This is a genomic window from Burkholderia pseudomultivorans (assembly GCF_001718415.1).
GTDB classification, from domain to species: Bacteria; Pseudomonadota; Gammaproteobacteria; order Burkholderiales; family Burkholderiaceae; genus Burkholderia; species Burkholderia pseudomultivorans_A.
The window spans coordinates 509717-534223 of sequence record NZ_CP013378.1 but is presented as its reverse complement, the minus strand read 5'-3'; the positions used below and the strand labels follow the sequence as shown (position 1 = coordinate 534223).

The 24507-nt window shown below is 69.0% G+C and carries 18 protein-coding genes; 5 read left to right on the top strand and 13 right to left on the bottom strand.

Going from position 1 to position 24507, the window contains the following annotated elements; translation table 11 throughout:
- The first annotated feature begins 136 nt into the window (after positions 1 to 136).
- The 3 genes from WS57_RS15215 (at position 137) to WS57_RS15205 (ending at position 4242) form a co-directional block, all read left to right on the top strand.
- Positions 137 to 688, top strand: a complete 552-nt coding sequence (locus WS57_RS15215) for a helix-turn-helix domain-containing protein (RefSeq protein ID WP_059513481.1) — start codon at positions 137 to 139, stop codon at positions 686 to 688.
- Positions 681 to 2003, top strand: coding sequence for a HipA domain-containing protein (locus WS57_RS15210; RefSeq protein ID WP_069244495.1), 1323 nt, complete (start codon positions 681 to 683; stop codon positions 2001 to 2003). Before WS57_RS15215 ends, WS57_RS15210 begins: the two co-directional genes overlap by 8 nt.
- A gap of 61 nt (positions 2004 to 2064) precedes the next feature.
- Positions 2065 to 4242: a DUF4132 domain-containing protein gene (locus tag WS57_RS15205; protein WP_069244494.1), complete on the top strand. Its 2178-nt coding sequence runs from the start codon at positions 2065 to 2067 to the stop codon at positions 4240 to 4242.
- Between the two features lie 22 nt (positions 4243 to 4264).
- Here WS57_RS15205 and WS57_RS15200 read toward each other — a convergent pair whose 3' ends face one another.
- Positions 4265 to 5176, bottom strand: a complete 912-nt coding sequence (locus WS57_RS15200) for a hypothetical protein (protein ID WP_009695355.1) — start codon at positions 5174 to 5176, stop codon at positions 4265 to 4267.
- Positions 5177 to 5455: 279 nt separating this feature from the next.
- Between WS57_RS15200 and WS57_RS15195 the strand changes: the two genes are divergently transcribed.
- Complete coding sequence (locus WS57_RS15195; protein ID WP_059606105.1) at positions 5456 to 7615, top strand: hypothetical protein; 2160 nt, start codon at positions 5456 to 5458, stop codon at positions 7613 to 7615.
- Positions 7616 to 7622: 7 nt separating this feature from the next.
- Positions 7623 to 8330, top strand: a complete 708-nt coding sequence (locus WS57_RS15190) for a DUF3142 domain-containing protein (RefSeq protein WP_009695358.1) — start codon at positions 7623 to 7625, stop codon at positions 8328 to 8330.
- Between the two features lie 49 nt (positions 8331 to 8379).
- Here WS57_RS15190 and WS57_RS15185 read toward each other — a convergent pair whose 3' ends face one another.
- From WS57_RS15185 to WS57_RS15130, 12 genes are all read right to left on the bottom strand, one after another.
- Positions 8380 to 9972, bottom strand: coding sequence for a gamma-glutamyltransferase family protein (locus WS57_RS15185; RefSeq protein WP_059513543.1), 1593 nt, complete (start codon positions 9970 to 9972; stop codon positions 8380 to 8382).
- 102 nt (positions 9973 to 10074) lie between these two features.
- The gene (locus WS57_RS15180; protein WP_069244493.1) at positions 10075 to 10872 is read right to left on the bottom strand and encodes an amino acid ABC transporter ATP-binding protein; all 798 of its coding nucleotides are present in this window, start codon (positions 10870 to 10872) and stop codon (positions 10075 to 10077) included.
- A 1-nt stretch (position 10873) separates the two neighbouring features.
- The gene (locus WS57_RS15175; RefSeq protein ID WP_069244492.1) at positions 10874 to 11641 is read right to left on the bottom strand and encodes an amino acid ABC transporter permease; all 768 of its coding nucleotides are present in this window, start codon (positions 11639 to 11641) and stop codon (positions 10874 to 10876) included.
- A gap of 16 nt (positions 11642 to 11657) precedes the next feature.
- Complete coding sequence (locus WS57_RS15170) at positions 11658 to 12476, bottom strand: ABC transporter substrate-binding protein (protein ID WP_009691685.1); 819 nt, start codon at positions 12474 to 12476, stop codon at positions 11658 to 11660.
- A 55-nt stretch (positions 12477 to 12531) separates the two neighbouring features.
- On the bottom strand, positions 12532 to 13215 hold the full coding sequence (locus tag WS57_RS15165; RefSeq protein ID WP_009691684.1) for a GntR family transcriptional regulator: 684 nt from the start codon (positions 13213 to 13215) through the stop codon (positions 12532 to 12534).
- 427 nt (positions 13216 to 13642) lie between these two features.
- Positions 13643 to 15379, bottom strand: a complete 1737-nt coding sequence (locus WS57_RS15160; RefSeq protein ID WP_059513496.1) for a phage integrase family protein — start codon at positions 15377 to 15379, stop codon at positions 13643 to 13645.
- Between the two features lie 112 nt (positions 15380 to 15491).
- Positions 15492 to 16757 carry an MFS transporter gene (locus WS57_RS15155; RefSeq protein ID WP_069244491.1) on the bottom strand — a complete coding sequence of 422 codons (1266 nt, stop codon included), beginning with the start codon at positions 16755 to 16757 and terminating at the stop codon, positions 15492 to 15494.
- 14 nt (positions 16758 to 16771) lie between these two features.
- Entirely contained in the window at positions 16772 to 17557 is a 786-nt protein-coding gene (locus WS57_RS15150; protein ID WP_009691678.1) for a peptidylprolyl isomerase, read from the bottom strand.
- Between the two features lie 9 nt (positions 17558 to 17566).
- A complete protein-coding gene (narI, locus tag WS57_RS15145; RefSeq protein WP_059513500.1) occupies positions 17567 to 18250 on the bottom strand; it encodes a respiratory nitrate reductase subunit gamma in 684 nt (227 codons plus the stop codon).
- A complete protein-coding gene (narJ, locus tag WS57_RS15140) occupies positions 18247 to 18972 on the bottom strand; it encodes a nitrate reductase molybdenum cofactor assembly chaperone (protein ID WP_009691676.1) in 726 nt (241 codons plus the stop codon). The genes narI and narJ overlap by 4 nt, the downstream gene beginning before the upstream one ends.
- Positions 18969 to 20498: a nitrate reductase subunit beta gene (gene narH, locus WS57_RS15135; protein WP_009691675.1), complete on the bottom strand. Its 1530-nt coding sequence runs from the start codon at positions 20496 to 20498 to the stop codon at positions 18969 to 18971. The genes narJ and narH overlap by 4 nt, the downstream gene beginning before the upstream one ends.
- Complete coding sequence (locus WS57_RS15130; protein ID WP_069244490.1) at positions 20495 to 24280, bottom strand: nitrate reductase subunit alpha; 3786 nt, start codon at positions 24278 to 24280, stop codon at positions 20495 to 20497. The genes narH and WS57_RS15130 overlap by 4 nt, the downstream gene beginning before the upstream one ends.
- Between the last annotated feature and the right edge of the window lie 227 nt (positions 24281 to 24507).

Here is a 24507-nt window from a genome sequence, read left to right as displayed (position 1 = left end):
TTCCTCTTGAATTTCGCAATCGGCATGCAATACTGTGCGATCGTATAGTTTTCGTCGAATTGCGACGGCGGCGGCAGCGTGTCCGGTCCACACTTGGACCGACCGACCGCATGCTTGCCGCAACCGGAGTCCCATCATGCGTTACACGATCGAACAGGCTGCCGACATCGGCGGCGTGATCCGCGCCGCGCGCAAGGCCCAGCAGTTGCGCCAGGACGACGCGGCCGGCAGCGTCGGCGTCAGCGAATCCTTCATGGTCAAGGCCGAGCGCGGCGCGGACACCGTGCAGTGGGGCAAGGTGTTCCAGATCCTGCAAGGGCTCGGCGTGCAGGTCGTCGTCGATATTCCCGACGTCAGCGGCGAGCTGCTCGAACGCCAGGCGGCCCGGGCCAGCCTGCGCGCCGACATCCGCGCGCGGCGGGCGGCCGAACGGCTGCTGCTGCGCGCCGACGCCGCGCAATCGGCGGCGGCCGCCACCGCCGCATCCGCCCCGCCCGCCTCCGCGCGCCTGCTCGCGGCCGCGCGGCTCGTGCTGGCGCAGCGGGAAGCGGCCGGCGACGCCGGGCGCGATCCCGCCCGCGCGGCCGCCGTCGAAATTGCGCGCCGCGTGCTGGCCGATGCCGGCGAACCCGGGGCGCCGCCGGCCGCCGCCGCGCGCGCCAACGACGGCGAGGTGTCGGATGACTGAACGCACGCTCGTCGCCGCGATCGACGGCCAGCCGATCGGCACGCTGCATGAAAACCGCAACCTGTGGGCGTTCGAATACGCACCGTCGTGGCTCGCGCACGCGTCGCGCTTCGCGCTGAGCCCGCACCTGCCGCTGCAGGCCGAGCTGCTGCGCGACGGCGCGACGACGCGCCCCGTGCAGTGGTATTTCGACAACCTGCTGCCCGAGGAATCGGTGCGCGCGCTGCTCGCGCGCGACGCGGGCCTGCCCGATATCGGCGACGCGTTTGCGCTGCTCGAACATTACGGCCGCGAATCGGCCGGCTCGGTCACGCTGCGCATGCCGGCCGACACGGCCGACGACGACACGCGCCTGCGCCCGCTCGAAGACGCCGACCTCGACGCCCGCGTCCGCGCGCTGCCGACGGTGCCGCTCACGCACGATGCGCCTAAAAAGATGTCGCTCGCCGGCGCGCAGCACAAGCTGCCGGTCGTGCTGCGCGACGGCCGGCTGTTCGAGCCGAGCGGCCAGGCGGTGTCGACGCATATCCTGAAGCCCAACCATCCGCACGCGCACGACTATCCGCATTCGGTCGTCAACGAATGGTTCGTGATGACGCTCGCGCGCCGCGTCGGCCTCGACGTGCCCGACGTCGAGCGCCGCTACGTGCCCGCGCCCGTGTACGTGATCCGCCGCTTCGACCGGGCGCAGACGGACGCGGGCGTCGAACGGCGTCACGCGATCGACGGCTGCCAGGTGCTCAACCTGCCGGCCACGATGAAATACACGGGCTGGTCGCTCGACGCGCTGGCGGCGCTCGCGAATGCGTGCCGTGCGCCCGCGCCGGCGCGGCTGCGGATCTTCCGCTGGCTGGTGTTCTGCATCGTCGTCGGCAACGGCGACTCGCATCTGAAGAACCTGAGCTTCGTGGTCGGCGACAGCGGCCTCGCGCTGGCGCCGCACTACGACCTGCTGTGCGACGGCGTCTACGAAACCGCGACCTACAGCGCGCGCAGCCGCTGGCCCGACCTGACGGAATTCACGCGCCCCGTCGCGGGCGTGCAGCGCTATGCGGATTTCACGCGCGACGTGCTGGCCGAGGCCGGCGCCGCGCTCGGGCTGACGCGTGCGACCGCGCAGCGCCACGTCGACGAACTGCTCGCGCGCATCCCCGCGCAGGCCGACGCCCTGCTGCTCGAAGTCGCGCGCGACAATGACGCGATGAAAGCCGCGCGCCCCGAGCTCACCGCGACGCTCGGCGGCGAAATGCATCTGCTGCGCGCAATTCGCCACATCGTGATTCACGAGATGGTCGAGCGGCTGCGGCCACGCTGACGCCCGGCCCGCCTATCCGAACAACATCGAGAGAGAACGGCCACCGAGGGCCGCCGACACCATGACCGACTCCGCCTCCCCGTCCCTCGTCGCGCAACTCGTCGCGCGTCTCGACGACGACACCGCCGCCGACAGCGTGCCGCCCGACCTGTCGGCGCTCGACGCGCACGCGCTCGGCGCGGTCTGGCCCGCGCTGCGCCGCGCCGAGGCGCGGATCGAGCAGCGCGGATTCGTGCACGGCGACCCGCTCGCCACCTTCGCCTATCGGCTGCGGCGCGAAATCGACGCGCTCGAACTCGCGCCGCGCCTCGATGCCGATGCCGCACTCGAACTGTTCCGCGACATCCCGACCGGCGAATGGCGGCGTGCATTGCAGGACCTGCCCTGCCTCGACGCGCTGCCCGCGCCCGCGCTGCAGGCCGAAATCGCGCGCATCGTCGGCGAGCCGCTGCAGGAAGGCACGCGCAACGCGTCGAGGTACGAGCGCTACGCGCTCGACTGGTTTGCCGGCTGTCGCGACTTCACGACGCGGCGCGACGCGTATGCGCAGCTGCATGCGGATTCGCCGTCCTGCGTGCTCGAACTCGACGTGCTTCCGCAACTGGGGCCGGCGGCGCTGCTCGTGCTGGCCGCGACCAGCAACCAGTATTTCTCGCCGAAACGGTTGCTGTGGTCCGATCACGACGATCCGGCCGTCACGCTCGCGGAACAGCCCGCGTATGTCGAATTCGCGCGCGCGGCACTGACCGAGGCCGCACAGCGGGTCGCGGCGATTCATGCCGGCAGCGTGCCGTACGAGGCCGATCGCGCGTTCACGACCGACGAAGCGCAGGTCCTGTCGCGCGCCGTGCGCGTGGCCGCGTATCGCGACGAGCCGTGGCTGCGGGCGCTGATCGGGCCGCTGCTGAGCGGCGTATGCGTCGCGCCGACCGCCGCGAAGACCGTGCCGTCGCAGTCGCTCGCGATCGCGCTCGGCCACGCGGTCGAGACGATCCCGACGCCCGAAGGCGTGCGTGCGCTGCGCGACGCGCTGGCCATCGTGCGACACGCGGGCGTGCAGAAGAAGCTCGCGCGCAACCAGAAGCCCGCCGAACGCGCGCTCGGCGAGCGGCCGCAGGTCGCGCTGCGGATGACGCTCGACGCGAAGCCCGACAGGAAGCAACTCGCGATGCTCGCCACCTGCATGGAATCGAGCTTCTGGCGACCGGCGACGCTCGCTCATGCCGAGTGGCGCGAGCGCCTCGTCGAGGCGCCGGCAGGTGCGGCGTTCTCGACGCGCACGATCTGGCAGTCGCGCGATGGCGACGGCCGCACGTGCTCGTTCATGCCGGAGATCGTCAAGGGCAAGATCGTGCTGCGCGATGCCGAAGGCGCTCCGTGCGACGTCGGCGCCGACGCGGCAATCCGCCTGTGGCATCCGCTGCTGGCCGACGCGGCCGAGCGGCTCGCGTGGCAGCGCGCGATCGTCGGCCGCGCGATCCGTCAGCCGGTCCGGCAGGCGTTTCGGGAGTTCTATGTGCCCGATGAAGCCGACGCGAAGGCGGCGGATTCCGCGATGTTCGAAGGCCATGTGCTGGCGAGCCGGCCGCTGATCGGCGTCGCGCGCCGCGAGGGCTGGTCGCTGCGCGCATACGACGACGGGCTCATCCGCGAATTCGGCGACGTGCGCGCGACGTTCTGCGTCGATGCGCGGCTCTTTCCCGGTACGGACGGCCACGGCACGTCGCGGCGACTGTGCTTCGAACGCCGCCACGACGATCGCTGGGCGCCCGTCCCGATCGAAGCGATCGATCCCGTCGTGTTCTCGGAAGCGGCACGCGCGGTCGACCTGCTCGTCAGCGTCGCCGCGTTCGCCCTCGACGACGACGCGACGCGCGCCGCGCTCGCATCGCTCGGCGCGGACGCCGCCAGCCGGCAGGCAATCGAGAACGAACGCTGGCATCGCCTGCACCGCCTGTCCGACCTGCCGCTCGGCGTGATGGCGCGGCATCGCAAACAGGTGCTGTCGCTCGTGTTCGCCGAACCGATCGCGCAAGGCCGGATGTCGATCGACGAGCGGCACGTGCGGGTGGGCGCGTGGTCCGTTCATTGCGCGACCGGGCGCGTGACGCGCGACGGCGAGCCGGTCGAGGCCGCCGTCGTCGAGCCGCCGCGGCCGCTGCGCGCGGTGCCGTGGCTGCCTTACGACGAGGCGCTGCTGCAGCGGATCGTCGAGGTCGTCGCGGGCTTGCTGGATTGAACGACGCGCGCAGAAAGCACGCCTATCGCGCCGTCTGCTGCCGCTGGACTTCCTGCGCCTTCATCTGCAGATAGTCCTTCCTGTCGACCTCGTGCAATTGGCGCGGATATTGCTCGGTCGCGTCGAACCAGCGCGCCAGGCGCTGGTCGAGCGGCTTGTCGAGCGTCGCGAGATACGCGTCGATCGCGAGGTAGTAGCGCATCGTGTTGCGTTCGAGCAGCCCGCGCACGCCGCCGATGTATTGCGGCTGCGCGGCCGACGCGCCGCCGACGGTCGTGAAGCCGACCTTGTCGCTGCCGATCGTCGCGAGATAGGTCTTCATCGCGAGGCGACCGACCGTGCCGAAGCCGTATGAATAGGTGAGATGCAGGAACGTGCGCGAATCGCCGACCGGCACGGCCTCCAGCGCGATCCGGTAGTCCTTCGTGCTCATCGGGCCGCTGTCGGCGCTCAGGTCGACCTGGAAATAGTCGGGCGTCGCGGCCGCGGCGCGATAGCGAAACTGCACGCGATAGGTGTCCGACAGTTTCTGCTCGATCTTGCGGCCGATATTGACGTCGAGCACCGCGCCGTTGCTGCCGGACGACGCGTGGCAATACTTCGTGTTCAGATGCAGGATCAGCACCGCGCACCAGTTCGCGGGGCCCTGCGCGGGATCGTTGAGCTTGCCGTTGACGACCTGGAACGGATAGTCGACCACCGCGTAGATGTCGCCCTTCAACGTCGACGCCGCTTCGGACGATTCGAGGTACAGCGGGCGGTGGAACGGGTTGTTCTTCAGCTGCTCGCCGAGGCTGCGATAGCGGTCGAGCAGCGCGGCGGCGCCGTCGGCGCCGAACGACAGCGCGCTCCAGCCGACGCAAAGCGCGGCGACGAACAGGTGCCATACGGGACGGACGAAGCGCGTTCGGCGCGGGGTGTGGGGTGACTCCATTCCTGTGCTCCGGCAAGGGGCGCGATAGGCAGGCGCATGGGACACAGGATACCCCTGGACGGGATCGTGTCGCCGTAGTCGCCGGATGTCCAGCTTACCCGCAGCACCTTCTTGCGGCCGATCTTCATCGGGCCGCCGCGACCCGACGACCTGCCCCGTCGCGACCGCCCGCGCCGCGTGAAAGCCGCCCCCACCGCCCGCTCCCGCGCTATCATGCGCACCGGCGAACCCGCTTCCGTGGCCGCGGTGCGGGCTGCGCCCATCCCCGACACAAGAACAATGCGGAGAACCACCTTGCTGTCCCGACACCTGATCGCCTCGCTGACGGCGAGCCTGCTTTGCATCCCCGCCGCCCATGCGAGCGGGGACGACGGTTGCTATCCACCCGCGTCGCTGCGCCAGGGCGACTATTCGTGCGGCAGCATGCCGATCCTGAGCCCCGCGAACGACACACGCGTCAACGCGATGCTGCTGATGGTCGACAGCGCCCGGGTCGCGCAGCTGTTCCCCGACCCGAAGACCATCCCGCCGCACGACCGCGCAAGCCGGATCGTCGTGCCGTTCTCGTACGACTTCTCCGGATGGATCGACATCGGCCAGAAGCAGCCCGACGCGGCAAGCGACGCATCGGGCACCGCCGCCCCGTGGAATCAGTACGCCGACGGCGAAGGCAGCATTTGCCGCGGCATGAGCGCCGGCGCCGATGCATTCGGCGCGGCACTGGGCGCCGCGACGGCGCTCCCGGCGGACGAAGCCGCGCGCCTGCGCGCCGCGCGCGCCGAGATCGCGCAGAACACCTGCAGTCCGGGCGGCGCGAAGGCCGCGTGGACGAAACCCGCGGTCAAGTCGCCGATCGGCCAGCAGTTCGCGACCTATCTCGACGGCGCCAATGCGTTCTACCGCTACGACTTCCTGGGCGCGACCCGCGCGTTCGCGAGCGCATCGCACAGCCCGAATCCGTGGCTGAAGGAAACCGCCCTCTATATGGCCGGCCGCGCGCAATTGAACGCGGCGCAAGCGACGGTGTTCGACAGCGACACCTTCACGCTGTCGCGCGAGCGCGTGACGAAGGTATCGCTCGACGCCGCGAATACGGTCTTTCGCACCTACCTGAAGATCTACCCGCAAGGCCGCTATACGGTGTCCGCGTCCGGCTTGCTGCGCCGGGTCGCCTGGCTCGACGGCAACGTCGCGCAGCAGGCCGCGCTCTACGACACCGCGCTGTCGCACTGGTCGCCCGCGGCCTCGAACGTGCCGCTGATGCAGCTGGCGAACGAACTCGACAGCAAGCTGCTGCTCGCACCGGGGCTCGACATGAATGCCATCCAGTCGCCGACGGTACTGGCGACGCTCGACCTGATGCGCATGCGCGCGCCCGTGAGCAACGACGCGAGCCGCGACAAACCGCTTTCGCTGGCCGACCTGCAGGCGCAGAAGCCGCGCTTCGCGACCATGCCTGCGCTGCACGACTATCTTCTCGCCACCTGGTACGTGTACGTCGGGCACAAGCCGGACGCGGCGCTGGCGCTGCTGCCGCAAACCCCGGCCGCGCCGCTCGACTATTTCGGGCTGAGCCAGCAGGCGCTGCGCGCCTTCGCGCTCGAAGACAGCGGCCAGGCCGACGCCGCGCGCCAGCTGTGGCGCGACCTGATCCCGCTCGCGAAATTCCGCTTCCAGCGCGAGACGCTGGAACTCGCGCTGGCGATCAACCTGGAGCGGGCCGGGCTCGTCGACCAGGCCTTCGCCGACGATTCACCCATCCGCAATGCCGCGATCCGCGCGGTCCTGCTGCAGCGCTCGGCCAGTGCGGACCTGCTGCGCGCGCAGGCGCAGAACCGCTCCACCCCCGGCGACCTGCGCGACATCGCGCTGTACACGCTGCTGTACAAGGAACTCGTGCGTGCGCAATACGCGGACTTCGTCACCGACGTCGCGCTGATCCCCGACACCCCTTCCGACATGCTGAAGCCGTTCGCGCGGCTCGGCGCGAAGAACGAGGACGGCTACGCCTGCCCGTCCGCGCGCGACGTCGCGGCGGCCTTGCAGCAGAATCCCGCCGATGCGAAGAACCTGAACTGTCTCGCCGATTTCGTGCGCCGCAACCCGCCGGCTGCGGGCATCGACGACAGTCCGGCGCCACCTTCGCCGGCCGCGAGCGCCGCGCGCGCGGCGCCGGCCCTCGGCGACGGGCCGAGCCAGTTCGCCGGCAAGCCGTTCCACCGGATGTCGATTTACACCGCCGTGATGGGCGACGCACAAGCCGGCCCGAACGAGCGCGCCTATGCGCTCTACCGCGCGATCAAATGCTATGCACCGGCCGGTTACAGCGAATGCGGCGGAAAGGACGTGCCGAAGAGCGTCCGCAAGCGCTGGTTCGATACGCTGAAGTCCACGTATCCGGGCAGCCGCTGGGCGCAAACGCTGAAGTACTACTGGTGAGCGCCGCATGAAGCGCCTCCTGGGCGCGGCGCTGCTGCTGTATGCGCAGCTCGCGCCGGCCGGCACCGTCGATCCCGCGCAGTACGACGCGTTCTGGCTCTGGGCCGGCGTCAGGCCGCAGGCGGTCGTGCACGGCGCGCGCACCGTCTACGTGCTGCAAGGCCAGATCGAAGCGTCGCCGCAGGACGACGCGCAGGTGCGCATCCTCGCGCAGGGAACCGCGTTGCCGCCGTCGCCGAACGCGCGCGTCTGGCTCGTCTATCGCGCGCATACGCTGCGCTGGACGCCGCGCATCACGCAGATCATGCTGGCCCAGCTCGCGCGCTGGCGCGCGTCGGGCCGCATGATCACCGGCATCCAGATCGACTTCGACGCGCGCACGCGCCATCTTCAGGACTACCTGACGTTTCTGCAGCAGCTGCGCACGACCCTGCCCGACGATTGCCGGCTGAGCATCACGGGGCTGCTCGACTGGAGCAGCCGCATCGATACCGACCAGGTCAACCAGCTGAGGGGCATCGTCGACGAAGTGGTCGTGCAGACCTACCAGGGACGCAGCACGATCCCGGACTACGCCGCCTATCTGCCGCGCGTCGCGCGGCTGGAACTGCCGTTTCGGATCGGACTCGTCGCGGGCGGCGAGTGGGACGCGCCGCGCTACCTGGCGGCGAATCCATGGTTTCGCGGTTACGTCGTGTTTCTGCTCAATCGCTGACGGGCGGCGCGGCGCGCGGTCAGCTGCGCGCCGCGCCCGCCGTCACGCGTCAGTAGCCGAGCGCGCATCCGTCCTTGCGATGGTCGGACGCACCGGTCAGCACGCCCTCGTCCCAGTCGATCCAGATCGCCTGCGCACCACCGATCGCACCCGCCGCCGGCACGAGCGTGAAGCCGCGATCGCTCAGCGCCGCGCGCGCCGCGGCCGGCAGCGTCGACTCGACCTCGACCGTCGCGCTGCCCGGACGCGGAAACACGCGCGGCAGATCCATCGCGGACTGCAGATCCATCCCGTAGTGCAGCACCTTCGACAGGAAGTGCGCGTGCCCCATCGCCTGATAGTGGCCGCCCATCACGCCGAAGCTCATGCAGACGCGGCCATCGCGCGCAACCATCCCCGGGATGATCGTATGCAGCGGACGCTTGCGCGGCGCGATCGCGTTCGGATGCCCGGGCTCGACCACGAAGCACTGGCCGCGATTGTGCAGCATCACGCCCGACGACGGCCCCATCAACCCCGTGCCGAACGAATAGAACAGCGAATTGATGAAGCTCACGCAGTTGCGGTCGCGATCGACGACGGTGATATATACGGTATCCCGATGCTCGACCCGCGTGAGCGCATCGGTGGGCGTCAGCACGCGGTCGAGATCGATCCGGCCGCGCAGCGCGTCGACGAAGCCGTCGGCCAGCAGACCCTCGACGTCGACGCGCGCGTGCCGCGGATCGCCGAGCACCGCGTCGCGCACGCCGTACGCCAGCTTGGCGGCCTCGATCTCGCGATGGAGCCGGTCCGGGTCGAGCGGGTCGCCGTGCGCATCGAACTTGTCCAGCAGACGCAGCAGCAGCAAGGCCACGACGCCCTGCCCGGCCGGCGGGCATTCGATCACGTCGTAGCCGCGATAGCGTGCGCGGATCGGCGTCACGTACTCGCCGCGATATTCGGCAAAGTCGTCGAGCGTGTGCAGGCCGCCGTGCGCCTGCAGATGGCCGACGAGATCGGCGGCCACCGCGCCGCGGTAGAACCCGTCGCGCCCGGTTTCCGCGATCGCGCGCAACGTGTTCGCGAGGCGCGGCTGACGATGCGCGGTGCCGGCGCGCGGCGCCGCGCCGTCGACCAGCATCGCGGCGCGCGCGCCGGGGTCGCGCGTCAGCGTTTCGACTTCCTTCGCCCAGTCGGCCGCGGTGCGCGGCGCCACCGCATAGCCGTGCTCCGCGTGGCGAATCGCCGGCGCGAGCACGTCGCGCAACGGCAGGCGGCCGTGATCGCGGTGCAGCGCCGTCCATGCGTCCACCGCGCCCGGGACGGTGACTGCGTGTGCCGAATGCCGGCCGATCGCGTCGACGCCGAGTGCGCGCAGCCGCTCGACCGAGGCGGCGGCCGGCGCCCAGCCGGAACCGTCGTAGGCGATCACGTCGTCCGACCCGCCGCGCGAGTACAGCGCGAAGCAGTCGCCGCCGACGCCGGTCGAGCCCGGTTCGACCACGCATTGCACCGCGCAGGCGGCGATCGCCGCATCCATCGCGTTGCCGCCCGCGGCAAGCACATCGATCGCGGCGAGGGTCGCGCTCGGGTGCGAGGTCGCGGCCATACCGTTGCGGGCGACGACGAGCGAGCGCCCGGGCATCTCGAAGTTACGCATCAGCGCATTCTCCTGTGAGTGAACGACGACGGCGCGCGGTTCAGTCGCGCCGCCCGAAGGCACGCCGCCGCGTCGCGCGCGGCGGCGTGTGGAGCGCGGCGCTCACGCGGCCGGCGATCCCGGGCGCAGCGTGCGGCGCAGGAAGGTCTGCGTGCGCGGATGGGTCGGCGCGGTGAAGATGCGCTCGGGCGGCCCCTCCTCGATCAGTTCGCCGCAGTCGAGCACGACGACGCGATCGGCCACCTCGCGCGCGAATCCCATCTCGTGCGTGACGATCACCATCGTCATGCCGTCGTCCGCGAGTTCCTTCATCACCGCCAGCACCTCGCCGACGGTTTCGGGATCGAGCGCGCTGGTCGGCTCGTCGAACAGCAGCACCTTCGGCTGCATCGCGAGCGCGCGGGCGATCGCGATGCGCTGCTGCTGGCCGCCCGACAGCTGCGACGGATAATGATCGGCCCGATCCGCGAGCCCGACGCGCGCGAGCAACCGCTGCGCCTGGCGCACGGCCTCCACGCGCGGCACCTTCAGCACGTGCACGGGCGCCTCGATGATGTTCTCGAGCGCGGTCATGTGCGGAAACAGGTTGAAGCGCTGGAACACCATGCCGATGTCGCGGCGCTGCCGCGCGAGCGCCCGCGCCGATTCGCGCGCGACGCCGCCGTCGGCCCGCTCGTCGTAGCCGAGCAGGCGGCCGTTGACGCGCACCCGTCCGCTGTCGAACGTCTCCAGCAGGTTCAGGCAGCGAATGAAGGTCGTCTTGCCCGAGCCCGATGCGCCGATCAGCACGACCACCTCGCCTTTCGCCACTTGCAGCGAGACGCCGCTCAACACCTTCGTGTCGCCGAACGACTTGTGGATGTCGGATGCCTCGATCACGATTTCGCGTGCTTCGCCCATGTCAACGCCCCCGCAGCAGTTTCATCGTCTGCGCGCCGAACAGACGGGTATTCGCAGCGGGACGCGCGTCGCCGCGACCGAAGTGCGCTTCGATGCGTCGCTGCACGAACCCCCACAGCGTCGTCAGCAGCAGGAAGTAGATCGCCAGCACCAGGTACAGCTCGAACACGCGGAAATTCACCGACGTGATCATCTGCGTGCTGAGCAGCAGTTCCTGCACGCCGATCACGCTGACGAGCGTCGTGTTCTTCAGCATCACGTTCACCTCGTTGCCCATCGGCGGCACGATCACGCGCAGCGCCTGCGGCAGCACGATACGGCGCATCAGCAGCATGGTCGGCATCCCGAGCGAGCGCGATGCCTCGTACTGGCCGCGATCGACCGAGCCCAGCCCGGCCCGGATGATCTCGGCCATGTATGCGGCCGAATTCATGCCGAGCGCGAGCACGGCCGCCTGGATGTTGCCGGGCAGCGTGATCCAGCCGAAGTCGAGATCGTGGAAACGGAAAATGTTCGCGGCCGCGAACGCGGTATACAGGAACACGATCTGGACCAGCAGCGGCGTGCCGCGCATGACCCACACATAGCCGCGCGCCAGAACCTGCAGCGCGCGGTTCGACGACGAGCGCATCAGCGCGACGACGAGGCCGAGCACTGCGCCGAGCGCGATCGCGCACAGGCTGATCACGACCGTCAGCGCAAGCCCGTGCAGATAGGTCGGGCTCGGCGCCCACAGAAAGCGGCTGAAGATGTCCCAGCTGAAGTTCATGGCGGCGCTCCTCGCGTCAGTAGCGATCGTTCTCGAGCTTCCACTTGCCGATCAGCCGCGTATAGCGGTCGCTCTTCACGAGGTCGGCCACGACCTTCGCGACCGCCTTCGACAGCGGTTCGTCCTTGCGCGCGCCGATCCCGGTCGCGATCCGGTTGAACGACGGCACCGCCTCCTCGAACATGTTGCCCGTCACCTGCCGGAAGTGCGCGGCGCTTTCGGCGGTCGTTCCGTACGCGTCGACCTGTTGCAGCCTGAACGCCTGGAACGCATCGGTGTCCTGACCGTAGACGACGATATTCATCGGCGGCTTGCCGGCCGCGCTCAGCCGCGCATTCTCCTTCTCCAGCAGCGCGCGTATGGTCGATCCGTTGATCACCGCGACCTTCAGCCCGGACAGATCGTCGAGCGACTTCACGTGACGCGGATTGCCGCGGGGCACCATGATCGACTGGCTCGAATACATGTAGTCGATGATGTCGATGACCTGCCGGCGCTCGGGCTTATCGAACAGCTGGCCGATCACGAGGTCGCACTGGCGCGCCTGCAGCGCCGGGATCAGGCCGCTGAACGACATCACGCGCCACTCGACTTTCAGGTTGCCCAGCGACTTCGCCACCTCCTGCGCGATGTCGACCGAGAAGCCCTGCGGCTGCTGGCTCTCGTCGTAGAACGACAGCGGCGGCGCGTCCATGCTCGAACAATAGGTCAGCGTGCCGCCTTTCATCACGCCGAGGTCGGCCGCCTGCGCGGCATGCGCGACGCACGCATGCAGCAGGACGGCAATGCCGAGACGGGAGAAGGCTCTGAAGCGCGTGGACGGTTTTCCTGACATCGTGATGCTCCTGGCTTGAGGGTGAATCACAAACGCGGAGAGGCCCGCCGGCGCGTCAGTCCTTCGGCGGCGGCGACTCGAGAAAGGCGATGACCTGCGGCACCGTCGATTCGATATGCTCGCGAATCGCCCGTTCGGCCGCGGCGGGATCGCGCGTGCGCAACGCGTCGATCAGCTCGCGGTGCGCATCGCGCGCCCGCTTGCGCCTGAAGGTCGCCTGCTCGATCCACAGGCGCATCGGCCCCTCGATCAGCGTGTACAGTGAACGAATCTGCTGATACAGCCGCATGCGGCCGCCGATCTCGCACAGATAGTGGTGAAACGCCGAATGCCGCTCGACCCACAGCTCGGTATCGCCGACGCAGGCGTCCATGTCCTCGAGCAGGCGCTCGAGCGTGCGCAGGTGTTCGTCGGTGCAGTGCGGCGCGGCGACCCGCATCGCGAGGCCTTCGAGCGCAATGCGCATGTCGAAGATGTCCTGCACCTCGGCGACCGACAGGCCGCGCACGATCGCGCCGCGGTTCGGCCGCAGGATCACGAGCCCTTCGTCGTGCAGCCGCCGCAGCGCGGCGCGCACCGGCATCCGGCTCATCGACAGCGCGTCGGCGACCGCATCGGCCACGATCCGCTGCCCGGCCGCGTAACGACCCTCGATGATCTCGGCGAGCAGGAAGCGATACGCCTCCTCCTCGGCCGATATCGCCGGCGCGGCCGAACTGCGGGCAGTGGATGGATTCATGGGCGGCCCTGCGTCGTTGCAAGAATGGGCCGATAGTACCTCGGATTGGATTTTTGGATCCAATTTTTCAAAAACATGCCGGTTCCGCATGAGCGCCGGGTGCAGCCGACGGCATTCGTCAATGCGCGTCGCCATTGCGAACGGCGTCGCGAGAGCCGGGCTGAGGCGTCGATCGAAAACGTCGCGAACCGTGCGCCGGAGGCCGCCGCACTATCCACAGTTCCACTGGACAACCATGTGGAAAACCGGCGCTCTCCCTTGCCCCGCCTGGGTTTGCGCGGCGCGCTCATAAAATGGGCAAGTGCCCGTTCCGGATCGCCGGGACGGCTTTTCAGCGCGACGCGAGGCACGCGAGCCGAGCCGCGGCCGGCCGTCGACAAGGCCGGGACGCCGCCTCCACGGAGAAATCGTCAACCGCGCCCGTCGCTCACTTGTCCGCGGCAAACGCGTTCGACAGCTGCCGCGCGCGCTTCACGTCGTCGCCGTGCAGATAGATCGACGTCGTCGAGATCGACGCGTGGCGCAGGTTGTCGCGCACGGTCGTCAGCTCCGCGCCGCGCGCCAGCGCATGCGTCGCATGCGTGTGGCGCATCCAGTGCGGGCTCGCCTGGCGCAGCTTCTGCGCCAGCGCGGGATGCTCCGCATCGACGAGTTCGGCCGTCTGCGCGAAGAAACGCTGCATCACCTTCCACAGCCGCACGCTGGTGATCGCGGCCGCGCCGTCTTCCGCGAGACTCGGGATCAGCGGCGTGTCGGGCCGCCACCGCGCGGGCGTGACGGGCAGCCGGCGTGCGACCAGATAGCGGTCGAGCGCGGTGCGTGCGAGCGGCGGCAGCGCGACGCGTGCGGCCTTGCTGCCCTTGCCGATCACCTTCAGCCATGCGTCGCCGTGCGCGTCCGTCTCGATGCCGCCGAGCGTCGCGCCGACCAGCTCGCTCGCGCGCAGGCCGGTCGCATAACCGAAATCGAGGATGAAACGCAGCCGCTGCGCGGCGGCCGGCGTCCAGCCGGAAGCCGGCGCGGCCGGCGACACGGGCTTGCGGAATTCGAGCCCGTCGGCGATCGCGCGCACCAGCAGCCACTCGCCTTCGGTGAACGCATGCGACGTGTCGAGTGCGGTCGCGCCGCGCGTGTCGCGCACCTTGACGCCCGCGAACGGATTCGCGAGCAGGTAGCGCTGTTCGATCAGCCAGCGGAACAGCGCGCCGAGCACCGACAGCGCATACGCGGCCGACCGCGCGGACAGCGCGCCGGAAAACGGCCGCCAGTCGGGCGCGCCGCGCGGACGCACCGGACCGACCCAGCGTTCGTGCGGCGTCGGACGCCGCAAAAACGCGCGATACGCGACCGCATCCTCGGTCGTCAGCGACGACAGCGCGCGGCCACGTTCGACGATCGCCCACAGGATCAGCCGCTCGGCTTCCTTTCGATAGGCACGGCGCGTCGCCGCCGATTCGTGCAGCGACAGCCACGCGTGCACGGCCGCGTAGTCGTTGTCCGCGTCGAGCGTGCTGGTCGCGCGCGGCGCGCGAAACGTGCCGGCCGAACCGTCGACCTCGTGCGGCAGCTTCAGCTGCTCCCAAGGCACGATCGCGCTGCGCGGCGTCGCGGCGATCAGCGCGCGGGCGCGCTCGGTCAGTTCGGGATGCGCGGCGAAGAACGTCTCGACGCGCCGCGCGCCGGCTGCGCCGAGCCCCGCAATCGCCTTCCACCATTGCCGGCGACGCGGAATCCGCACGGTGAGATCGGCCAGCGTGTCGATGCCGTGCGCGCGCAATGCGGCGACGGCGCGTGCAGGCAGCCAGAGACCGATGTCGTCGCTGATCTGCGGCACCGGCGCACGCGCGTGACGCAGTTGCGCGATCGCTTCGGCCGCCGCCTTCGCTTCCCGTAAACGCTCACCGTCGGAATGACCGAGCCGCTCCGCGAGATCGGTCCGGCCGACTTGTCGCGCGATGCGCACGAGACGCCGGCGGATGCCGCCGATCACGCCGCGCGCCGAGCGTCCGTTGCCGAGCCGCGCGGGCAGATAGCGCTCGACCGCCTGCCGCACCGGCATGCCCGCATACCACGCACGCAGCGCGGCCAGTTCGTCGGCGTCGGGAAAGCCTGCGGATGCAGCGGAAGAATCGGTGGAAGACGGAGGGGCAAGGCGCGGTTTCATAGGCGCCAGTTTGACAGAACTGCAGGCGGCCGGATACGGCGCCGACCGGTTCATCGCGACGGCGCGACGCCGGGCTTCGCCGGCGCCGCGCCATCGGGTCCGGTCGCGCGCCTCAGCCCGTCACCGGCGTGCGCCGCACTTCCGACAGGTAGATCAGGATCAGCGACACCCACACGATCCCGTACAGGAACATGAAGCAGGTCGTGCGCACGCGCAGCAGGTCGAGCAGCATGCCGAACAGGATCGGCAGCAGGAAGCCGCCGAGCCCGCCCGCGAGCCCGACGATGCCGGTCACGACGCCCATGTTGTCCGGGAAATCGTCGGCGACGTACTTGAACGTCGACGCCATCCCGAACGCGAACACCGCGCCGAGCACGAAGGTCAGCACGACGAAGCCGGCGACCGGCATCGACACGCTCACCGACGCGGTGCCGTCGATCGTATGGATCACGAAGTCGGTGGCCGGATACGACAGCAGGAACAGACAGATCCACGCGACCCACAACCCCCACCACGTGACCGCATGCGCGCCGAAGCGGTCGGACAGCGCGCCGCCGAGCGCGCGCAGCACCGAGCCCGGCAGCGAGAAGCCGGCCGCGAACGCGGACGCCATCACCAGCGACATCCCGTATTCGCTCTTCAGGTACTGCGGGATCCACAGCGACAGCGCGGTGAAGCCGCCGAACGTGATCGAGTAGTACTGGCAGAGTCGCCACACGCGCGGGTCGCGCAGCACCTTGAACGAATCGAGCAGCGAGCCGCCCTGCTTGCCCGCGCCCGGATCGCGCGCCGACGCGAACCAGAAGATCACGGCCGTGACCAGCAGCGCGACCGCATAGACGCGCGGCACGAAGCGCCAGCCGTAGGCGTCGAGCAGCAGCGGCGTGACGAACAGGTTGACCGCCGCGCCGCAGGTGCCCGCGCCGAACACGCCCATCGCGAGCCCCCGCCGCTGCGGCGGAAAGAAGCGCGCGACGTACGGCGTGCCGACCGCGAACGATGCGCCGACGCAGCCGAGGAACAGCCCGATCACGAGGAACTGCCACAGCGCGGTGGCGTAGCTGACGACGTAGACCGGCACCGCGCACACGACGAGCAGCACCGTCATCACGATCCGGCCGCCGAAGCGATCGGTCCACGTGCCGAGCGGCAGGCGCATCAGCGCGCCGGTCAGCACCGGCGTCGACGTCAGCAGCCCGAACTCGGTGCTGTTCAGGCCGAGATCGGCGCGCAACTGCACGCCGAGCACGCCGAACATCATCCACACGACGAAGCACACCATGAACGCGAGCGTGCTCGCGGCCAGCACCGACCACGCCCGCAGCGGAATGGCCTGCGCCTGCTCGGCGGGCGCAACCCTCGCTTGTTGAATTACCATACCTTGACCTCGTTTCACTGGACCAGCGGCCCGTTTGCACCGTCGAACGCAACGCCTTCGAGATGCGCCTTACCCGCGAGTATCGCCACGTACTGCCGCATCGCGCGCTCGCGCACGCGCGCCGACAGGTGCGCGGCGATCTGCGCGGCAGCCTCGTCGAACGGCACCGTGTCGCCCGGCACGCGGCGCTCGATGCGCACGATATGGAAGCCGAAGCGCGTGTTGACGAGCTTCGGCAGCACGCCGATGCCGTCGCTGTCGAACAGCGCGGCCTCGAACTCCGGCACCGTGTCGCCGCGCAGCAGTTGCCCGAGACTGCCGCCGAGCTGCGCCGACGGACAGTTCGACGACGCGCGCGCGACGGCCTCGAACGTATCGGGCGCGGCGACCACGTCGGCCAGCGCGGCCTCCGCCCGCTGTCGCAGCGGTGCGAGCGGCACGCGGTCCGTCACCGCGAACAGCACATGGCTCGCATAGACGATGTCGTTGCGCCGGAACCGTGCCGGATGCTGCGCGTAGTAGCGTTCGCAATCCGCGCGATCCGGTTCGGGCAGGTGCGTGAGTTCGCGTTCGAGCAGCGCATCGACGGCCGCGTCGTCGAGCGCCGCATCGCCGTCGAGCAGCGCGAGCGACACCGCGCGCTGGCGCAGCAGCTCGCGCACCGCGAGCGCGCGCCGCGCCGCGTCGAGCGGATCGCGCGCGTCGCCGTGATGCGCGGCCTCGGCGGCGATCGCATCGTCGTCGATCGCCACGCCGTTGATGCGCAGCGTCGCCGGCGCCTGATGCAGCAAGTCGTTCATGTCGCCCCCTCAGCGCTTGCGCACGAGCTGGTACGGCCGGATCAGGTAGGCGACCGACGCGATCCCGCTCCAGATATGCACCATCCGCGTGAACGGCGACACGAGGAAGATCGTGAAGCCGAGCAGGATGTGCAGCCGGTAGGTCAGCGGCACGCCGACGAGCAGGCTCGCGATGTCCGGGCGGAACGTGACGACGCCCTTCACGTAGTCGGTCAGCTGCTCGAACATCGCGCCGTCCATGTGGCGCGTCGACAGCACGACGGTGCCGAGCCCGAGCGCCAGTTGCACCCACAGCATCAGCACGACCAGGATGTCGGACTTGCGGCTGTTGCGGCGAATGCGCGCGTCGCCGAGCCGACGCCAGATCAGGATCGTCAGCCCGACGATCGCGGCCACGCCGGCCGCGCCGCCCGCGACCATCGCGACGAGCTGGTGCCCCGATGCGGACAGGAACGGCGACACGAGCCAGTGCGGCGCGAGAAAGCCGGCGAAGTGCCCGAGCACGACGACCAGCACGCCCCAGTGGAACAGGTTGCTGCCGAGCCGCAGCATGCCGTGGCGCAACAGCTGCGACGAGTCGCTTTTCCACGTGTACTGCTCGCGATCGAAGCGGATCAGGCTGCCGACCAGCAGCACGGCCAGGCAGATGTACGGGTAGATCCCGAACAGGAATTGGTGCAGGTAGTCGTTCATGAAGTTTCCCCTGTTGGGCCCGGCGCGTGCGCGCCGCGGGCCGGCCGCGTGTCGTGGAACCGGATCGTCTGCTCCGCCGGCGTCGCCGCGCCGACGAAGCGCACCGCTTCGTCCGCATACGCGGCGTCGAGCGCGCGATAGTCGTCGGCGCCCGGCCGCTCGTCGGCGACGTCGTCGTGCGCCGACGCCGGCGCGTCGACCGGCGCGAGGCCCACCAGCGGCAGCAGCGCGCCGACCACGAAGCTGTAGTGACTGCCGCGCTGCGCGAGCTGGCCGGCGAGTGCGCGCAGGATCTCGCCCGTCTCGCCGAGCAGGCTGCGCGCGTCGGGCGCGGGCAGCCGCGACAGGTATTCGAGGAACACGGGCAGGTAGTCGGGCAGCTCGCCCGGGTTCAGCACCAGCCCGTGCCGCTCGTACATCTGCAGCAGGTCGACCATCGCCTGCCCGCGGTCGCGCGACTCGCCGTGCACGTGCTCGAACAGATGCAGCGACGTCGCGCGGCCGCGATCGAACAGCGCAACATAGTTTTCCTGCAGCGTCAGCAGGTCGCGTTCGCGCAGGTACGCAAAGAACCGCGCGAGCCCGGCGCGCGCCGCCTTCGGCAGCCGCGCGCGCTCGCGCAGGTGCGTCTCGATCGAATCGAGCACGTCGACCAGCGTGTCGTCCGGATAATCGAGCAGCGCCGCGAATGCCGCATAGGTCGGATCGGGTGTCGTGCTCATCGCGAGGCCTCGTGAATCGGAATGGTCTTCGCGCCCTTCTTCGTGCTGAACAGGCTCGCGGACGAACGGCCGTCCGAGCAGCCGTTGCCGAACGAGAAGCCGCACGACGCGCGCAGGTCGTACGCGTTCTCCGCATACTCGCGATGCGTGGTCGGGATCACGAAGCGATCCTCGTAGTTCGCGATCGCGAGATAGCGGTACATCTCCTCGACCTGCGCGAGCGACAGTCCGACCTGGTCGAGCACGCCGCGCGCATCGACGCCGTCCACGTGGCGCGCGCGCATGAACGCGCGCATCGCGAGCAGCCGTTCGAGCGCGAGCTTCACCGGCGCCTCGTCGCCGGCCGTCAGCAGGTTCGCGAGGTAGCGCAGCGGAATGCGCAGCGATTCGACGTCGGGCAGATAACCGTTCATGCCGAGCACGCCGCTGTTCGCGGCCGCGTTGATCGGCGACAGCGGCGGCACGTACCAGACCATCGGCAGCGTCCGGTATTCCGGATGCAGCGGGAATGCGATCTTCCAGTCGATCGCCATCTTGTAGGCCGGCGAACGCCGCGCGGCATCGAGCCATGCGGACGGCACGCCGTCGCGCTCGGCCTGCGCGATCACGGCCGGATCTTCCGGATCGAGGAACAGCGACAACTGCGCCTCGTACAGATCCTGCTCGCGCTCCACGCTCGCCGCTTCGCCGATCCGGTCGGCGTCGTACAGCAGCACGCCGAGATAGCGGATGCGCCCGACGCAGGTTTCCGAGCAGACGGTCGGCTGGCCGGCCTCGATGCGCGGATAGCAGAAGATGCACTTCTCGGCCTTGCCGCTCTGCCAGTTGTAGTAGATCTTCTTGTACGGGCATCCCGACACGCACATGCGCCAGCCGCGGCACTTGTCCTGGTCGATCAGCACGATGCCGTCCTCCTCGCGCTTGTAGATCGAGCCCGACGGGCACGACGCGACGCACGCCGGGTTCAGGCAGTGCTCGCACAGCCGCGGCAGGTACATCATGAAGGTGTTCTCGAACTGCCCGTAGATCTCCTTCTGCACGTTCTCGAAGTTGTAGTCCTTCGCGCGCTTCTCGAACTCGCCGCCGAGAATCTCTTCCCAGTTCGGCCCCCATTCGATCTTCTCGAGCCGCTGGCCGCTCACCAGCGAACGCGGCCGCGCAACCGGCATCGCGCGCGCGTTGCCCGCTTCCTGCAGATGCGCGTAGTCGAACGTGAACGGCTCGTAGTAGTCGTCGATCTCGGGCAGATGCGGGTTCGCGAAGATCTGCGCGAGCAGCCGCCACTTGCCGCCGAGGCGCGGCTCGATCCTGCCGTCCGCGCGGCGCTGCCAGCCGCCGCGCCAGCGGTCCTGGTTTTCCCAGTCCTTCGGATAGCCGATGCCCGGCTTCGTCTCGACGTTGTTGAACCACGCGTATTCCATCCCGTCGCGGCTCGTCCATACGTTCTTGCAGGTCACCGAGCAGGTATGGCATCCGATGCACTTGTCGAGGTTCAGCACCATCGCGATCTGTGCGCGTACCTTCATGAGGCTTCTCCTTCGCGTACGGCCTGCGTTGTCGGGTTGCCCGCGTGTTCTTCTCCGTCGAGCCAGTCGATCCTGTTCATCCGGCGCACGATCAGGAACTCGTCTCTGTTCGAGCCGACCGTCCCGTAGTAGTTGAAGCCGTACGACAGCTGCGCATAGCCGCCGATCATGTGCGTCGGCTTCAGCGCGATGCGCGTGACCGAGTTGTGGATGCCGCCGCGCGTGCCGGTGATCTCGGAGCCCGGCGTGTTCACGATCTTCTCCTGCGCGTGGTACATCATCACCATCCCGGCGGGAATCCGCTGGCTGACTACCGCCCGCGCGCACAGCGCGCCGTTCGAGTTGTAGCACTCGATCCAGTCGTTATCGACCGCGCCGATCGCCTTCGCGTCGTCCTCCGACATCCATACGATCGGGCCGCCGCGCGACAGCGTCAGCATCAGCAGGTTGTCCGTGTACGTGCTGTGGATGCCCCACTTCTGGTGCGGCGTCAGGAAATTCAGCACGCGCTCGGGATTGCCGTTCGAGCGCTTGCCGAGCATGTGCGCATAGCTGCCGGTATCGATCGGCGGCTTGTACACGCACAGCGATTCGCCGAACGCGCGCATCCACGGATGATCCTGGTACAGCTGCTGGCGGCCCGTCATCGTGCGCCACGGCACGAGCTCGTGCACGTTCACGTAGCCCGCGTTGTACGACACGTGCTCGGATTCGATCCCGCTCCAGGTCGGCGACGAGATGATCTTGCGCGGCTGCGCCTGGATGTCGCGGAAGCGGATCTTCTCGTCCGCGCGCGCGGCGGCCAGATGCGTGTGGTCGATGCCGGTGACGCCGGACAGCGCGCACCACGCCTTTACCGCCACTTCGCCGTTGGTTTCGGGCGCGAGCGCGAGTATCACCTCGGCCGCGTCGAGCGCGGTATCGATGCGCGGGCGGCCTTGCGCGGCGCCTTCGGCCACCCGGTAGTTGAGCTCGCCGAGCAGTTGCACTTCGTCCTTCGTGTCCCAGCCGATGCCCTTGCCCGCGTTGCCGAGCTTGTCCATCAGCGGGCCGAGCGACGTGAAGCGTGCATAGGTGCTCGGATAATCGCGCTCGACGGCAATCACCGCCGGCATCGTGCGGCCCGGCTGCGGCTCGCATTCGCCGCGCTTCCAGTCGCGCACCTCGAACGGCTGCGCAAGCTCGGCCGGCGTGTCGTGCGCGATCGGCGCGAGCACGACGTCGCGCTCGACGCCGAGATGCCCGTCGCACAGCTCGGAAAAGCGCTTCGCGATGCCCTTGAAGATCTCCCAGTCGCTCTTCGATTCCCATGCGGGATCGACCGCCGCCGACAGCGGATGGATGAACGGGTGCATGTCGGACGTATTCATGTCGTCCTTCTCGTACCACGTCGCGGTCGGCAGCACGACGTCCGAATACATGCAGGTGGTCGACATCCGGAAGTCGAGCGTGACGAGCAGGTCCAGCTTGCCGCGCGGCGCCTCGTCGCGCCACGTCACCTCCTCGGGGCGCGCGCCGCCGGTTGCAGCGAGATCCTCGCCCTGCACGCCGTGCGTCGTGCCGAGCAGATGCTTCAGGAAGTACTCGTGTCCCTTGCCCGACGAGCCGAGCAGGTTCGAGCGCCACACGAACAGGTTGCGCGGGAAGTTTTCCGGCGCATCGGGGTCTTCGCAGGCCATCTTCAGCGCCCCCGACTTCAGCCGCTGCGCGACCTCCGCGCCCGCCTGCGCCGGATCGGCCAGTGATGCGCCGACCTTCAGCGGATTCTCGCCGAGCTGCGGCGCCGAAGGCAGCCAGCCCATTCGTTCCGCGCGCACGTTGTAGTCGATCGGCGCGCCGTGAAACTGCGCTTTGTCCGCGAGCGGCGACAGCAGTGCGGCCGGGTCCATCGGGTCGTAGCGCCACTGGTCGGTGTGCGCGTAGAAGAACGACGTCGAGTTCATGTGCCGCGGCGGGCGGTTCCAGTCGAGCGCGAACGCGAGCGCGGTCCAACCCGTCTGCGGCCGCAGCTTCTCCTGGCCGACATAGTGCGACCAGCCGCCGCCCGGCTTGCCGATGCAGCCGCACATGATCAGCATGTTGATGATCGCGCGGTACGACATGTCCATGTGGAACCAGTGGTTGATCCCCGCGCCGATGATCACCATCGACTTGCCCTGCGTCTTGTGCGCGTTCTCCGCGAACTGCCGCGCGACCGCAATCGCGTCGGCGCGCTTCACGCCGGTGATCGCCTCCTGCCAGGCCGGCGTATATGGCAGGTCGTCGTCATAGCTCGTCGCCACGTCGCGCCCGCCCAGGCCCTGGTCGAGCCCGTAGTTCGCGACGAACAGGTCGTACACGGTCGCGACCAGCATCTCGCCGTCGCGCGTTGCGACGCGCCGCACGCCGATCCGCCGCGACAGTTCCGATGCGTGCTGCGTCGAGTTGAAGTGCGCGTGCGGCTGGTTGCCGAAGTACGGGAACAGCACGTCGACCACGTCGTCGTGCGCGGCCACATTCGACAGCCGCGGCGACAGCGCCGCCCCCTTCGAGGTCTCGCCGCGCAGGTTCCACTTGCCCTTGTCGCGCGATCCTTCCGTGGTGTGCTGGCTCCAGCGGAACCCGACCGAGCCGACCGGCACGACGAATTCGCCGGTTGCGTCGTCGATCATCACGGTCTTCCACTCCGGATGCGCGGCTTCGTCGAGTGCGTCGTCGAAGTCGGATGCGCGCACCAGCCGCTCGGGCACGTAGCCGTCGCCGTGCGGCACGAGGCGCACCAGGCACGGCATGTCGGTGTAGCGCTTGCAGTAGTCGACGAAGTAGTCGCTGCGCGCCGGGCCCGCGAGATGAAACTCCTTCAGGATCACATGCCCCATCGCGAGCGCGAGCGCCGCATCGGTGCCCTGCTTCGGATGCAGCCACAGGTCGCCGAACTTCGCGCCTTCCGAGTAATCGGGGAACACCGACACGACCTTGGTGCCGCGATAGCGCGCCTCGACGAGGAAGTGCGCGTCCGGCGTGCGCGTCTGCGGGACGTTGGAGCCCCACATCACGATGAAGGTCGAGTTGTACCAGTCGGCCGATTCGGGCACGTCGGTCTGCTCGCCCCAGGTTTGCGGCGACGCGGGCGGCAGGTCGCAGTACCAGTCGTAGAAGCTCAGGCATACGCCGCCGATCAGCGACAGGTAGCGCGAGCCGGCCGCATACGACACCATCGACATCGCCGGAATCGGCGAGAAGCCGACCACGCGATCGGGGCCGTGCCGTTCCACAGTGTGGACATTCGCCGCCGCGACGATCTCGTTGACCTCGTCCCAACTCGCGCGCACGAAGCCGCCGAGCCCGCGCCGGCTCTGGTACGCACGCCTGGCCTCGGGGTCGTCGACGATCGAGCGCCATGCGTCGACCGGCGCCATCGTGCGGCGCCGATCGCGCCACAGCTTCACGAGCGCGCTGCGCACCAGCGGGTGCTTGAGGCGGTTCGCGCTGTACAGGTACCAGGAGTACGACGCGCCGCGCGAGCAGCCGCGCGGCTCGTGATTCGGCATTTCGGGGCGCGTGCGCGGGTAGTCCGTCTGCTGGGTTTCCCACGTGACGATCCCGCCTTTCACGTAGACCTTCCACGAGCAGGAGCCGGTACAGTTCACGCCATGTGTCGAGCGGACGATCTTGTCGTGCTGCCAGCGCAGCCGGTAGCCGTCCTCCCACGTTCGGTCCTCGTCCGTGACGGCGCCGTGTCCGTCGGAAAACCGTGGCCTCGTTGTCGAGAAATAACGCAATCTGTCCAGGAAATGGCTCATGGGGATCTCGTTTTTCCGGTCTTTTGTCAGACCAGATTATTTAAGGATGTCGAATCGCGGTTGTAAAGGACGATCGATATCCGGTCGTCGCTTTGTCGGTCAGACGTATTGTCTGGCGTCTGGACATATCACGGCTTGATATAAATCACGGTGGCGCCGGCCGCACTGCAGCAATCGTCACCGCACAGCGCGCGGCGCAGCCGTCCCGTTGACCCAGGTCAATCGCA